General features: G+C 72.0%; 13 protein-coding genes. 7 read left to right on the forward strand and 6 right to left on the reverse strand.

Annotation, left to right across the window (positions count from 1 at the left end):
• Window positions 1-208: 208 nt before the first annotated feature.
• Complete coding sequence (locus C2865_RS07770) at window positions 209-1,870, forward strand: serine/threonine-protein kinase (protein WP_269802700.1); 1,662 nt, start codon at window positions 209-211, stop codon at window positions 1,868-1,870.
• Window positions 1,871-1,913: 43 nt separating this feature from the next.
• On the forward strand, window positions 1,914-3,722 hold the full coding sequence (locus tag C2865_RS07775; RefSeq protein WP_106397684.1) for a serine/threonine-protein kinase: 1,809 nt from the start codon (window positions 1,914-1,916) through the stop codon (window positions 3,720-3,722).
• A gap of 94 nt (window positions 3,723-3,816) precedes the next feature.
• Here the strand turns inward: C2865_RS07775 and C2865_RS07780 are convergent, their stop codons facing one another.
• Together C2865_RS07780 and C2865_RS40600 are read right to left on the reverse strand one after the other, a co-directional pair.
• The gene (locus tag C2865_RS07780; protein ID WP_232835563.1) at window positions 3,817-4,428 is read right to left on the reverse strand and encodes an RNA-guided endonuclease InsQ/TnpB family protein; all 612 of its coding nucleotides are present in this window, start codon (window positions 4,426-4,428) and stop codon (window positions 3,817-3,819) included.
• On the reverse strand, window positions 4,388-4,711 hold the full coding sequence (locus tag C2865_RS40600; protein WP_232835449.1) for a hypothetical protein: 324 nt from the start codon (window positions 4,709-4,711) through the stop codon (window positions 4,388-4,390). Before C2865_RS40600 ends, C2865_RS07780 begins: the two co-directional genes overlap by 41 nt.
• A gap of 323 nt (window positions 4,712-5,034) precedes the next feature.
• Between C2865_RS40600 and C2865_RS07785 the strand changes: the two genes are divergently transcribed.
• The 3 genes from C2865_RS07785 to C2865_RS07795 all read left to right on the forward strand — a co-directional run bounded on the left by C2865_RS07785 (window position 5,035) and on the right by C2865_RS07795 (window position 8,416).
• Window positions 5,035-6,345, forward strand: a complete 1,311-nt coding sequence (locus C2865_RS07785; protein WP_106397685.1) for a serine/threonine-protein kinase — start codon at window positions 5,035-5,037, stop codon at window positions 6,343-6,345.
• 137 nt (window positions 6,346-6,482) lie between these two features.
• Entirely contained in the window at window positions 6,483-7,085 is a 603-nt protein-coding gene (locus C2865_RS07790) for a TetR/AcrR family transcriptional regulator (RefSeq protein WP_232835450.1), read from the forward strand.
• A 119-nt stretch (window positions 7,086-7,204) separates the two neighbouring features.
• Entirely contained in the window at window positions 7,205-8,416 is a 1,212-nt protein-coding gene (locus tag C2865_RS07795; RefSeq protein ID WP_232835451.1) for a PucR family transcriptional regulator, read from the forward strand.
• A 3-nt stretch (window positions 8,417-8,419) separates the two neighbouring features.
• Here the strand turns inward: C2865_RS07795 and C2865_RS07800 are convergent, their stop codons facing one another.
• The 4 genes from C2865_RS07800 to C2865_RS07815 are packed head-to-tail and all read right to left on the reverse strand — an operon-like array spanning window position 8,420 to window position 12,095.
• On the reverse strand, window positions 8,420-9,235 hold the full coding sequence (locus C2865_RS07800; protein WP_106397686.1) for a class II fructose-bisphosphate aldolase: 816 nt from the start codon (window positions 9,233-9,235) through the stop codon (window positions 8,420-8,422).
• Complete coding sequence (locus C2865_RS07805; RefSeq protein ID WP_106397687.1) at window positions 9,223-10,095, reverse strand: 1-phosphofructokinase family hexose kinase; 873 nt, start codon at window positions 10,093-10,095, stop codon at window positions 9,223-9,225. The genes C2865_RS07800 and C2865_RS07805 overlap by 13 nt, the downstream gene beginning before the upstream one ends.
• Window positions 10,092-11,207, reverse strand: coding sequence for an N-acetylglucosamine-6-phosphate deacetylase (nagA, locus tag C2865_RS07810; RefSeq protein WP_106397688.1), 1,116 nt, complete (start codon window positions 11,205-11,207; stop codon window positions 10,092-10,094). Before nagA ends, C2865_RS07805 begins: the two co-directional genes overlap by 4 nt.
• Window positions 11,208-11,210: 3 nt before the next feature.
• Window positions 11,211-12,095 carry an SIS domain-containing protein gene (locus C2865_RS07815; protein WP_106397689.1) on the reverse strand — a complete coding sequence of 295 codons (885 nt, stop codon included), beginning with the start codon at window positions 12,093-12,095 and terminating at the stop codon, window positions 11,211-11,213.
• 81 nt (window positions 12,096-12,176) lie between these two features.
• Between C2865_RS07815 and C2865_RS07820 the strand changes: the two genes are divergently transcribed.
• Together C2865_RS07820 and C2865_RS07825 are read left to right on the forward strand one after the other, a co-directional pair.
• Window positions 12,177-12,938, forward strand: coding sequence for a DeoR/GlpR family DNA-binding transcription regulator (locus tag C2865_RS07820; RefSeq protein WP_106397690.1), 762 nt, complete (start codon window positions 12,177-12,179; stop codon window positions 12,936-12,938).
• A 132-nt stretch (window positions 12,939-13,070) separates the two neighbouring features.
• The gene (locus tag C2865_RS07825) at window positions 13,071-13,679 is read left to right on the forward strand and encodes a response regulator transcription factor (protein ID WP_157963612.1); all 609 of its coding nucleotides are present in this window, start codon (window positions 13,071-13,073) and stop codon (window positions 13,677-13,679) included.
• Window positions 13,680-13,694: the final 15 nt, after the last annotated feature.

Consider the following 13,694-nt stretch of genomic DNA (forward strand, 5'->3'; position numbering starts at 1 on the left):
CGCGGCGCACCGATATGGTCTAGGGGGCGGCCCCCGGGCCCTCCAAGGCCGGCCGGCCGGCCCTCGCTTCGCCGCGGTCGTCCGACCAGTGCGGGAGTTCACGTTCACCGGCGAACTTCCCGGGTAAGCAGGACGTCTAAGGCTTCAAGCGGGGCCGCTGTCGCGGCGCTGACGTTATGCACCTTCGAACCTGGATATGGTCGCTTCTATGCCGAACGAGACCTCGAGTGACCGGTTGCTGGCACGTCGATACCGGCTTCACACACAGGTCGGCAGGGGCGGGATGGGAACGGTCTGGCAGGCCTTCGACGAGGTGCTGGGACGGGACGTCGCCGTCAAGGAGGTCATCCTCCCCTACGGGCTCAGCGACGAGGAGCGCGACCTGCAGCACCGCCGCACGTTCCGGGAGGCGCGCACGGCCGCGCGGCTGGCGCACCCCGGCGTCGTCACCGTCTACGACGTGGTCGAAGAGGACGACCGGCCGTGGATCGTCATGGAGCTCATCAAGTCGCGCTCCCTCGACCAGGTCATCAAGAAGGACGGGGCGCTGCCGTTCCAGCGCGCGGCGGCCATCGGCGGGCAGATGCTCAGCGCGCTGCACGCCGCGCACGAGGCAGGCGTGCTGCACCGCGACGTCAAGCCGTCCAACGTGCTGCTCGCCCCCGGCGACAGGGCCGTCCTCACCGACTTCGGCATCGCCACCGCCACCGGCGACGCCACGCTGACCGCCACGGGCCTCGTCATGGGCTCGCCCGCCTACATCGCGCCCGAGCGGGCGCGGGGCAAGGTCGCCGGGCCCGCCTCCGACCTGTGGTCGCTGGGCATCACCCTGTACGCGATGGTCGAGGGCCGCTCGCCCTACGACCGGCCCGAGCCGATGGCCTCGCTGATCGCCATCATCACCGACCAGGTGCCGCACTCGGAGAAGGCCGGGCCGCTGTGGCCCGTCATCCAGGGCCTGCTCGACAAGAACCCCGAGACCCGGCTGACCGCCATGGAGGCGGGCCGGATGCTGGACGAGATCGCGCAGAACGGCACCGTCACCCTGCCGGACTCCAGCACCCGCACGCTGCCCGAGTCCCGGGTCGAGGAGGCCTCCGAACTGCCGCAGACCGGCCAGGTCGCGCGTCCGGAGAGCGGGGACGGCGGGCTCGACCTGTTCGACGCCCAGCCCACGCAGGCGGGAGGGAACGGCGACCGGGGCGGGCGGGCCACCGCGCTGGTCGTCGCCGCGATCACGCTGGTGACCGCGCTGGTCGTCGGCGGCCTGATCTGGATGCAGAGCGGCGACGGCGGGGCCGAGGAGAAGAAGACACCCGATCCCGTGCCGACGAGCCAGAGCACGTCCCAGGGGGCCTCCACGCCCGCGCAGCCGACCTCCTCGACCCCGAGCACGACGCCCTCCGGGCCGCCGGAGGGATTCCGCGCGTACACGGATCCGAGCGGCTACTCGCTGTTCATCCCGAACGACTTCCCCGCGGAACCCGAGCGCAGCGATCCGGAGAACCACTACTTCCGCGCGCCCAACGGCATCACCCTGCAGATCGGGCAGACCGCCAGCCCCGGCGAGAGCGCGCTGGAGGACTGGAAGCAGATGTCGCGGTCATCCGGCTTCAACGGCTACGAGGAGCTCCGCGTCGAGAAGACCGGGAACCACCCCCCGGTGCCCGACACCGAGGACGGGTCGAAGTCCGCGGACTGGGAGTTCACCTTCGCAGGCAACAGCGGCGGCAGGATGCACGCCCTGAACCGCGGCTTCGTGATGGGGGGCAAGGGCTACGCGCTCTTCCTCATGGCGCCGGAGAGCGTGTGGACCGAGACCTGGACGCGGCTGCAGCCGTCGTACGGGAGTTTCCGGGGCGGAAGCTGATCATCTTTATGGTTCCGTGAAGAACTCTCGATAGGGTCCGCGCATGACACAGGGGGAGGAGCGGCTGCTGGGAGGCCGCTACCGGCTGGACAGAATGCTCGGGCGGGGCGGGATGGGGACCGTCTGGCACGCCGTGGACGAGGTGCTGAGCAGGTCCGTCGCGGTCAAGGAGGTCATCACCCCTCCGGGACTGGACGACGGGGCCCGCGCGGTGATGCACGAGCGCATGCTGCGCGAGGCGCGCGCCGCGGCGCGGCTGACCCACCCGGGCATCGTCACCGTCCACGACGTGGTCGAGGAGGACGGGGTCCCCTGGATCGTCATGGAGTTCGTGCAGGCGCGCACCCTGCAGGACGTCGTCGACGCCGAGGGGCCGCTGCCGGTCTCCAGGGTCGCCGAGATCGGCCGGCAGCTGCTGGGGGCGCTGCGGGCCGCGCACGCGGCAGGGATCCTGCACCGCGACGTCAAGCCGGCGAACGTCATGCTCAGCCAGGACCGCGCCATCCTCACCGACTTCGGCATCGCCCAGATGGAGGGCGACGCCTCGCTCACCCAGACGGGCATCGTCATGGGCTCGCCCTCCTACCTGTCGCCGGAGCGGGCGCAGGGCCTGAAGCCGGGCGCGCCCTCGGACCTGTGGGCGCTGGGCGCGACGCTGTTCACCGCGGTCGAGGGGTTCGCGGCGTTCGAGCGGCCCGAGGTGCTCTCCACGCTGGCGGCGGTGATGATGGAGCCGGTGCCGCCGATGCAGCGCGGCGGCCCGCTCGTCCCGGTGATCCACGGCCTGCTGGAGAAGGACCCCGACACCCGGCTCAACGCGGCGGCCGCCGCCGAGCTGCTGCACCGCGTCGACACCGCCCCGCCGCTCACCACCACCGCGCCCGACCGGTCGCGGCACGAGTTCCAGGCCACGGCGGCCCTCGTGGAGGAGCGCCCGCCGGTGGGCGAGGGGTTCGACTCCCTGTACCGGCCGGGGCACATGCCCGCCCGCCCGTCCCGCCAGGAGGAGCCGGCCCCGCCGACGTTCCACACCGCCTCGGCCCTCCCGCCCGTCCGGCACGCGCCGCCGCCCCGGCAGCCCGCCTACGAGCCGACCCAGCCGCCGGTCTACGAGCAGCCGCAGCACGTCTACGAACCGGCGCCCGCGGTGTACGAGCCCACCCCGCAGCCGGTCTCCTACGCCTACGAGCAGGCGCCCCAGCCGGTCCGCGAGCAGCCGCAGCCCGTGTACCACCGGCCCCCCACGCAACCCTCGCACCAGCCGTCCCGCTCCTCCGACGAGCAGTGGATCCGGGAGATCGACGGGGGCCGCCGCCCCGCCCGCCCCTCCCGGCCCGGCGGCCGGGGCCTGGGGTTCTCCGCGCTGGTCGGCTCGGTGGTGGGCATCCTGGCGATCGTCGCGATGGTCTTCGTCCTGAAGCCCACGATGATCTTCGGCGAGTTCAAGAAGGAGTCGGGGGACGGCTTCAGCATCGAGGTGCCCAGGAACTGGGAGAAGCGGACGGACAAGGACTACATCATCTGGAACGACCCTGACACCGACGCCTACGTCCACGTCGACTGGAGGGACTGGAGCGCCGAGCACGGCACCGTCAAGGCATCGCTCAAGAGTCTGCGGAACGGTCCCACCTTCGAGAAGGAGATCGGGCTTCGGGGCGCCCGGCTCGCCGGACAGGAGGGGGCTGAGCTGGAGTACCGGTTCTACAGCCCGACCAAGGAGCTCCGGCACGGCATCAACCGGCGGGCGAAGGTGGAGGGCAAGGCCTGGGCGGTCCTCGTGGCCTTCCCCGCGGACGAGTGGCCCGAGAGCAAGGACACCGCTCTCAATATTCTCGATTCGTTCCAGCCGTGAGATGCTGTCAGCTTCTCGGCCCTGTAGGGCCGAGCTTGCAGCTCTTCGCCACATCTGGCGGGTGTGGTTCAGGCCGCGTCGTCGGCAGCGTGACTCACTGCCCAGGCCGCTTCACCGCGTTGGCGAGGTTGCAGCCTGCGTTCACGTCGGCGTGCTCAGCGAAGCCGCACGACGTGCAATGGAAGGTGGACTGGTCAGGCCGGTTGCTCCGGCTGATGTGGTGGCAGCGGCTGCACTCCTGCGAGGTGTGGCGGGGATCCACGAACACCACCGCCACTCCCGCCAGGGCCGCCTTGTAGGAGACGAACGCGCCCAGTTGCGCGAACGACCAGGAGTGCAGCGTGACCCGCTGGGGCTTACGGAGCCGTACCCTGTCGCGGATGCCGCCCAGGTCTTCCAGGGCGATACCGCGGCAGGTGCGTTGAGCCTCGGTCACCAACTGCTTGGCGATGCGATGATTGGTGTCGGCCGCGAACCGCGCCTCCCGGCCCGACAGCTTGCGCAGGAGCCGTTTGGCGGACTTGGTGCCCTTCTTCTGCAACTTGGCGCGTAGCCGACGATGGCGGTGGCGGACCTGGTTGAGGTGCTTGCCCGCATACCGGTCGCCGTCGCTGGTGGTGGCGATGTTCACGATGCCCAGATCCACACCCAGGAAGCCGACCGGGTCACCCGGCTCGGGCTCGGGGACGTCGCAGACCGCGTACAGATACCAGTTCCCGCCCGTGGTTCCCGGCTTTCAGGTTCGCTTTCAAGGTGGCGTAGGCACCGGCGGTCTTGCGCACGGCGTGCAGGGCGGGCTGGGCGGACAGGCCCATCGCCTTCACCTCTGCGTACACCAGCTGCTGGAGTGCCCGTCCGCCCTTGACGTCGGTGTCGAACGCACGCCGGGAGGCGTGGTTGGCGGCCCGGTTGCAGGTGTGCAGCGTCTCCCGCAGAGCCGCCTGAGCGGTCTCGTCCGGGAGTAGTTTCACCTGCACCACGAGCTTCACGCGCACAACGTAGCGTTTCCTTTACGGCACTGAGAGTTGTTTCCTGTATCTCGACATGCGCAAAGGGGGCGAAGCTTCGTCTACGACCTGCATGTTCGTTGTGTCTTGGATGGCAGGAACGCCCTGGCTGACCGATGCGCGGCGCTCGACCCCGCCCCGTGGGGGCAATTCCTCCCGGCCGTGAACGGCCGGGATTTCTTGCTACGGTAAGTCCCGTTGAACTTTGGGGGAGGCTGAGGCGTCCCATGTAAGGCCAGCGGGGTCGCGGCCGGTGAGGCCGTGACCGCGAGGAGTTCTCCACAGTTCAGGGGAGAAACCGGATTATGGGACAGGAGTCGGCGGGGCGTCTGCTCGGTGGCCGCTACCGGCTGAGCGCCGAGATCGGCCGGGGCGGGATGGGCGCGGTGTGGCGCGCCCACGACACGATGCTCGGCCGCGAGGTCGCGATCAAGGAAGTGACGTTCGGGCCCGGCCTGAGCGGCCGCGAGAAGGACGTCCTCAAGGAGCGCACCCTGCGCGAGGCGCGGGCCTCCGCCCGGCTCAACCACCCCAACGTGGTGACCGTCCACGACGTGGTGGAGGAGGAGGGCCGGCCGTGGATCGTCATGGAGCTGGTCAAGGCCCGCTCCATGCAGCAGATCCTCGACGACGAGCGGACGATCCAGCCGTGGCGCGCCGCCGACATCGGGCGCCAGGTGCTGGACGCGCTGCGCGCCGCGCACTCCCAGGGCATCCTGCACCGCGACGTCAAGCCCAGCAACATCCTCATCACCGGCGACCAGCCGGCCCGGGTGGTGCTCACCGACTTCGGCATCGCCCAGATGGAGGGCGACGTCACCCTGACCCAGACCGGCCTGGTCATGGGCTCGCCCGCCTACATCCCGCCGGAGCGGGTGCAGGGCGAGAAGGCGACGGCCGCCTCGGACCTGTGGTCGCTGGGCGCGACGCTCTTCGCCGCGGTCGAGGGGTACGCCCCCTACGAGCGGCAGGACGCGATGGCGGCGCTGTCGGCCGCGCTGTCGGAGCCGGTGCCCCGGCCGCGCAACGCCGGGCAGCTCACCCGGGTGCTGGAGGGGCTGCTGTCGCGTGAGCCCGCCACCCGGATGACGGGCGAGCAGGCGATGCCGCTGCTGGCGGACGTGGCGTCCTCCCGGCCGAACCCGGTCCTGGCCGCGGCCACCCAGTTCGACGAGACGGTGCTGGACCGGCCGCGCGAGGACCCGCGCGCGGACCCCCTGGAGACCGTCCTGGACCCGGGGCAGCTCGGCCAGATGTCCCGGCAGATCCCGCGGCAGCGCCCGGCCGCGGGGCAGCCGTCCACACCGTCGACGCCGTCCAGGCCGTTCACGCCGTCGACACCGTCCACGCCGCCGGTCGCCCCGCCGCCGCCGACGGTGGACCCGGAGGCCAGGACGCTGCTGGAGCCGGGCGCCTGGCAGGCGGCCGTGGACCAGCACCGGCAGGCGCAGCCGCCGCCCTACCCGTACGACTACGGGCAGGCCTCCTACCAGCGGCCCGGCCCGGTCCAGGGCGGCGCGGCGGCGGCCGGGGGCGGCCGCACGAAGGCGATCACCGTGCTGTCGGTGGTGATCGCCCTGGTCGCGCTGGTGCTGCTGGTGTTCCTGGTGAACTGAGCGCCCTGCGGCGCGGCCCGCCGGACGGAACGGCCAATCATGGTCATTTCCTTACTGAGTGGTGCATTTGAGACCTCCCTTTGGCCCTGTTCCCCCCGTGCATGGGGGAGGATTGCGGTGAGCACAGGAGGTGTCCCTTGACCGGCGACGTACGGATCACCGTCACGCGCACTCTGAGCAAGGAGCAGCAGGCGCGGCGGGCACGGCTGGTCCAGGCCGCCCGGGACCTCGCGAGCGCGGGCGGCTACTCCGCGGTGACCATGCACGACGTCGCCGACAGGGCGGGAGTGGCGCGGGCGACGGTGTACCGCTACTTCTCGTCCAAGGACCACCTGCTCACCGAGGTCGCCGCCGATTGGGCGCAGCTGATCGCCGACGTGACGGTGCCGGGCGCGGACCCGGCCGAGCGGCTGAGCGTGCTGCTGGAGGCGCTGGTCGACCTGGCCGCCGCCGACCTCCCGCTCACCTCGGCCATCGTCCAGGCGGCCACCTCCCAGGACGCCGGGGTGGACGAGGCGCGCAACGAGCTGTTCCGCTACGTCCGCGACCGGTTCAGCGGGGCCATCGACCCCGACGGGACGCTCGGCTCGGTGGCCGGTGTCGGCCTCGAGGACATCGAGGCCGTCGTGGGGCAGCTGGTGCTGTCCGCTCTGATCAGCCTGACGTCGCTGGCCCTGCCGAGGGACGAGGTCCGTGCCATGGTGCGTACCGCGTCGCGCCTTCTCGTGGGTCCGCGGTGATTTCTTATCACATCCGTAACAACTGGTCCGGTGCTTTTGTCGGCGTACTAGCTGCATCCTGGTGAACGTGCCGGTAACTTGCGAGTTCACCGCACCACACCGATCCAGGGAGGCCAGCCATGCCCATCGCCTTGGACGGATCCTCGGCACGGGCCTTCCCCCAGCTGCCCGGTGAGTGGGCGGGCTTCTTCGAGTCCTTCCTCACCAGCGTCGCCGGCGAGATGATCACCGAGATCCGGGCGAAGGTCCCCGAGTACTCCCGGCTGGACCCCGCCTACAACGACAACCTGAACGCCGCGGTCGAGGGGGCGCTCCAGCACTTCGTCGAGCTGGTCGCCGACCCCGACGCGTCGCTGGACAAGCTCACCGAGGTCTACCGGTTCATCGGCTGGGGCGAGGCCCGCGAGGGCCGCGGCCTGGACAACCTGCAGATCGCGATGCGGCTGGGGGCGCGGGTCGCGCTCCGCCGCATCACCGCCGAGTCCGAGCGCTACGACCTGCCGCGCTCGGCGCTGGGCGAGATGGCCGAGGCCATCCTGCTCTTCCTGGACGAGCTGGCCGCCGCCGCGGCGGCCGGGTACCACGCGGCCAGCGAGCAGGTCGCCGGCGAGCAGAGCAGGCGCCGCCGCCGGCTGCTGGACCTGCTGCTGGCCGAGCCGCCCGCCGCCCCCGCGGCGATCGCCGAGGCGGCGCGCAGTGCCGAGTGGCGCGTCCCGCGCTCGGTGGCGGCCGTGGCGCTGCGCGAGCGGCAGGCCGGGGAGTTCCTGCAGCCCGCGCTGCCCCCGGACGTCCTGATGGACCTCAACCGCCACGAGCCCTGCCTGATCGTGCCGGACCCCGACGGGCCGGGCCGCAGGCAGATGCTGGAGAGCGCGCTGCAGGACTGGAGCGCCGCGATCGGCCCGACGGTCGAGGCGGGCGAGCTGGGCAGGTCGCTGCGCTGGGCCAGGGAGGTGCTGGTGCTGGCGGAGCGGGGCGTGGTGCCCGACGACGGGCTGATCCGCTGCGTGGACCACATGCCGAGCCTGGTGGTCTTCCAGGACGAGGAGCTGGTCTGGACGGTGGCCAGGACGCGGCTGGCGCCGCTGCTGGGCATCCGCGCCCGGCACCGCGACCGGCTGGCGCGCACCCTGCTGGCCTGCCTGCAGAGCGGCTTCAACGCCACCGAGGTCGCCAACCGGCTGCACGTGCACCCGCAGACCGTCCGGTACCGGCTGCACCAGCTGGAGGAGCTGTTCGGCGAGCAGCTCTACGACCCCGAGGCCCGGATGGCGTTCGAGATGTCGTTGCGGGTGTGGCTGACGCTGGTCGCCGAGGGCCGCGAGGTCTGAGCCTCAGCCGGACACCACCCGCAGCAGGTGGGCGACGGTGGCGGCCATGGCGTCGCGGGCGGGCGCCAGGTAGGCGCGCGGGTCGACCCGGGACGGCAGGTGCTCGGCGACCGCGCCGGTGAACGCCTTGTTCAGCGCGGTACCGATGTTGATCTTGACCATGCCGGCGGCCACCGCGCGGCGCAGCTCGCCGTCCGGGACGCCGGAGGAGCCGTGCAGGACGAGGGGGACGGGCAGCGCGTCGCGCAGCCGCCGGATGAGGTCGTGGTCGAGCTCGGCGGTGCGCTCGGTCATGGCGTGGGAGCTGCCCACGGCCACGGCCAGGGCGTCCACGGCGGTCTCCGCGGTGAAGCGGGCGGCCTCGCCCGGGTCGGTGCGGACGCCGGGGGCGTGCGCACCGTCCTTGCCGCCGATCTCGCCGAGCTCGGCCTCCAGCCACAGCCCCTGGGAACGCGCCCAGGCGGCGGCCTCGGCGGTGCGCCTGACGTTCTCGGCGTAGTCGTGGCGGGAGCCGTCGTACATGACCGACCCGAAGCCGTGGTCGGCCGCCTGGCGGAGCAGCGCCTCGTCCGTCACGTGGTCCAGGTGCAGGGCGACGCGGGCCGAGGAGGACTCCGCGAGGGCGCGGGTGGCGGCGGCGATGGGGGCCAGGCGGCCGTGGTGGAACCGGACGGCGTTCTCGCTGATCTGGCAGATGACGGGGCGGCCCGTCTCCTCCGCGCCCGCGATGATCGCCTCGGCGTGCTCCAGCGTGATCACGTTGAACGCGGCGATCCCGGTGCCGGGGGAGACGATCTCGGCGGTCTTCACCAGGGGCATGGCACTTCCTTCACGCTGACTTTCGGCAGGAACCGCCGGTAGGCGGCGGGGTCGACGGCCCCCGCGACGGGGGCGAGAACGGCCGCCGCGGACAGGGCAACGGCATCGCGCAGCGCCTCTTCCCACGGGGCGCCGTCGCGCAGCGCCACGGCCAGGGCGGCGGCCGCGGCGTCCCCGGCGCCCGTGGGGTTGCCGGAGAGGACTTCGGGGGGGCGCGCCTCCCAGCATCTCCCGTCCGCCATGGCGAGCATCCCTTCCCCGCCTCGGGAGACGACGAGGGGCCCGGCAGGAGAGAGACCGGCCTCGGCGAACTCCAGCGCGTTGGGCTTGATGAGATCGGGGGAGGCGGCCGCGGCGTGGCTCAGGGCCGGTCCGCTGGTGTCGACGAGCACTTTCGCGCCCTTCGCCAGCCGTATGAGGGTCGCGTACGCGTCATCGGGCAGGCCCGGAGGGAGGCTGCCGGAGAGGACGACGACGTGCGCCGACTTCACGAGCCGAGCGAAGTGGGCTTGAAAGAGCGACCATTCGGCGGCGGAGACGAGCGGACCGGGTTCGTTGAAGACGGTCGCGTCGTCGTCCACGACCGTCACGGCGCGGCGGGTGTCGCCGGAGATGGTGTGGAAGGCATGGGGGACACCCGCCTCGTCGAGGTCCCCGCGCACGAAGTCGCCCGTGGGGCCGCCGCACAGGCCCGTGGCGAGCGTCTCCTGACCCAGGGAGGCGAGCACACGTGCGACGTTGACGCCCTTGCCTCCCGCGCGTTGACGCACCCTCTGGACCCGGTGAGTGGCGTGTCGGGTGAGCGTTTCGACGTCGTAGGTGACGTCCAGCGCGAGGTTGAGGGTGACGGTGAGGATCACGGAACCTCGATGACCCGCAGGTCGTCGTCGAGGAAGACGAGGTCGGCGCGCGCGCCCGGAACGAGTGTGCCGCGGTCGGTGAGGCCGAGCACCCGGGCGGGGACGGCGGAGGCGTAGCGGGAGGCCGTCTCGATCGGCAGGCCGACCTCCTTGACGGCGCGGCGCAGAGCGGCGTCCATGGTCAGCGTGCTGCCCGCCAGGGAGCCGTTCTCGACGAGGCGCGCCTGGCCGTCCGCCACACGTACGCGCATCGCGCCCAGGAGGTACTCGCCGTCGCCGATGCCGGTGGCGTCGATGGCGTCGGTGATGAGGGCGAGCCTGCCGGGGACCAGGCGATCGAGCATCCGGACGATCGCGTCGTTCAGGTGCACGCCGTCGTTGATGGCCTCCAGGACGACCTCGGGGTGCTCGGAGGCCGCGAGGAGGGGGCCGGGTTCGCGGTGGTGCAGGCCGCGCATGCCGTTGAAGACGTGCGTGACGAGCCGCGCGCCCGCCTCGATGCCCGCCTGCGTCTGCTCGTAGGTGGCGTCCGTGTGGCCGATGGCGGCGATGACGCCGTCGGCCGTCAGGTCGCGGATGAGGTCGATGCCGGTGTCGCCGTTGTCGTTGACCAGTTCAGGGGCGACGGTCACCTGGCGGATCGTGCCGCGTCCGGCGTCCAGGAGCCGCCGGAGCCGCCGGCGGTCGGGGGCCTGGAGCGCGGCCGGGTCCTGCGCGCCGCAGCGGGAGTGCGCGAGGAAGGGGCCCTCGAAGTGACCGCCGAGGATCAGGCCCTCCTCGGTGAGGTCGGCGATCCAGCCTGCGGCCTCCGCCAGCCGCTCCAGCGGGGCCGTGACCAGGCTGACCAGCGTCGAAGTGGTGCCGTGGGCGCGGTGGAAGGCGACGGCCTCGCGGATCGCGTCCCGCGAGGCCATGGCCGAGTGGCCGCCGCCTCCGTGGACGTGCAGGTCGATGAAGCCGGGCAGCACCCAGGCTCCGCCCAGGTCGCGGCCTTCGGCGGGGCCTTCGCCCAGCGCCTCGACGCGGCCGCCGGCGACGCGCAGCCAGCCGTTCTCGATGATCCCCGACGGGGTGACCAGACGGGCGTTGGTGTAGGTGAGAGAAGTCGTCATGGCTCAGGTGAGGATGATCGAACGGGTGAGGTTGCGGGGTTCGTCGGGGTCGAGGCCCTTGTGCTCGGCGACCGCCACGGCCAGCCGCTGCGCCCGGATGAGGTCGGCCGCCGGGTCCAGGCCGGAGGCGGAGACGACGGCTCCCGTCGCCCTCACCTCCTCCGCCAGGCCCTCCGGAGGAGCGCCGAAGAACCACGTGACGCTGTGCTCGTCCGTCACGCTGATGGGGCCGTGCCGGTACTCCATGGCCGGGTAGGACTCCGTCCAGGACCCCGACGCCTCACGGACCTTCAGCGCGGCCTCGTGCGCGAGGCCGTTCGTCCATCCCGCGCCCAGGAACGTGAACTGCGTGCGTTCGACCGCCCCTTCGGGAAGCGGCGCGTTCACCGCCTCCTCGGCCTGCTCCACGAGGTCTTCCGGCAGCAGGGACGGCTCGGAGAGCGCCAGGTGGGCGCGGAGCAGGGTGAAGGCGGTGGTGGCGAAGCGGGTCTGGACGACCGACTTCTCGTCCGCGAACTCCAGGGGGATGACGGCGTCGGCGATCCGCACGATCGGGGTCGTGGGGTCGCCGATGACCGCGACGTTGGGCGTGCCGGTGCGCCGCAGCAGCTCCAGCACCTCCGTCGTGGTGCCGGAGCGGCAGATCGCCACCACGCGGTCGTACTCGCGCGCGTAGGGGAACTCGGAGGCGGGGAAGGCGTCCGTCTCGCCGAGCCCGGCGGACTCCCGGAGCGCGGCGTAGGACTGCGCGATGAACAGGGAGGTGCCGCAGCCGACGACCGCGACCCGCTCACCGGTGGAGGGCAGACCCTCGACCTCCCCCGCGAGGGCGATGGCCCGTTCCCAGCACCGCGGCTGCGCGGCGATCTCTTCGGCGGTGAACGACAAGGAAGCCCCCGTTTGCTCAATCCTGCTCTAATTACCCGCTAAACGTACAAGAATCATCAACTCACTGCAAGAATGAGCAACATGGCCTCCGCACACGACCGCCGCACCCGGCTGCTGGAACTCCTGGCCGCCCGGGGCCGCCTCGACGTCGACGAGGCGGCGCACGCCCTGGACGTCTCGCCCGCCACCATCCGCCGCGACCTGGACGAGCTGGCCCGCCAGCAGCTCCTCCAGCGCACCCGGGGCGGCGCCGTCTCCGCCGAGGTCGCCTACGACCTGCCGCTGCGCTACAAGGCGGCCCGCGCCGCCGAGGAGAAGCAGCGCATCGCCGCGGCCGCCGCCGCGCTGGCCGAGCCGGGCATGTCCGTCGGGCTGAACGGCGGCACCACCACCACGGAGGTGGCCCGGGAGCTGGCCGGGCGGCCGGACCTGACCGTGGTGACGAACGCGGTGAACATCGCCGCCGAGCTCACCGTCCGGCCCACCATCAAGATCGTCATGACGGGCGGGGTGGCCCGGCCCAACTCCTACGAGCTGATCGGGCCGCTGGCCGCCGCCACCCTGCAGGAGCTCTGGCTGGACCTGGCGATCCTGGGCGTGGACGCCCTGGACGCGGCCTTCGGCGCCGCCGCCGGGCACGAGGGGGAGGCCGCGGTCAACCGGCTGATGGCCGAGCGCTCCGCCCGCGTCGTCGTGGTCGCCGACGCCTCCAAGCTCGGCACCCGGGCCTTCGCCCGGATCTGTCCGATCGCGCGGATCGCCACCCTGGTCACCGATTCCGCCGCCGGCGAGGAGCGGCTCGCGCCCTTCCGGGAGGCGGGGCTGTCGATCATCCAGGCTTAGTACGGCCAATCCGATAAAAAGGGCATTTTCTCGAGTTATCTGTGCTGACTTACTGGGTTAAGGGGGAAATCGGAGACGGTTGCGGCACGATGGAGCAGGCCGGGTAGGGGCCCGGCGGGAAAGGTGCCGACCGTGACGAGAGTGCGCATCATCGAGAGCGATCCGGTGCTCCGGCTGGGCGTGGCGGCGCTGCTGCGGGAGGCCGGGGACGTCCGCGTGGTGGCGGGGGACGCCGAGGTGCTGGTCTACGGGCTGGCCGGCGCGGCGGGCGTCCGGGAGGTCGAGCGGCTGGCCCGCCAGGGGGCGGTGGTGGCGCTGACCTCGCTGGAGAGCCCCTCGCTGCTGGTGGGGGCGCTGGCCGCGGGCGCCCGAGGGCTGCTGCGCCACGGCTGCTTCGACGCCGCGGACCTGGCCGGGGCGGTCCGCGCCGCCGCGCGCGGCCAGGCCTTCCTGTCGCCTCCGGTGGCGACGGCGCTGGTGGAGTGGCTGCACTCCCGCGCGCCGGCCGGGGCGGGGCGGGCGGGGTCCGGGCGGTTGCGGGCGCTGGAGCACGGGCTCACGCCCCGGGAGGCGGAGATCATGGAACTCGTCGCCCAGGGCAGGGACAACCGGAACATCGCCGCTCGGCTCTTTATATCCGAGAAAACGGTCAAAAACCATATTCACCATATCTACCGCCGTCTCAAAGCCGACAATCGGCAGCATGCTATTGCGAAATGGTGTGATATCGGGGCTTTTTAGTTGACGGTGGAGTCC

The organism is Actinocorallia populi (assembly GCF_002995495.1).
Lineage (GTDB): Bacteria > Actinomycetota > Actinomycetes > Streptosporangiales > Streptosporangiaceae > Actinocorallia > Actinocorallia populi.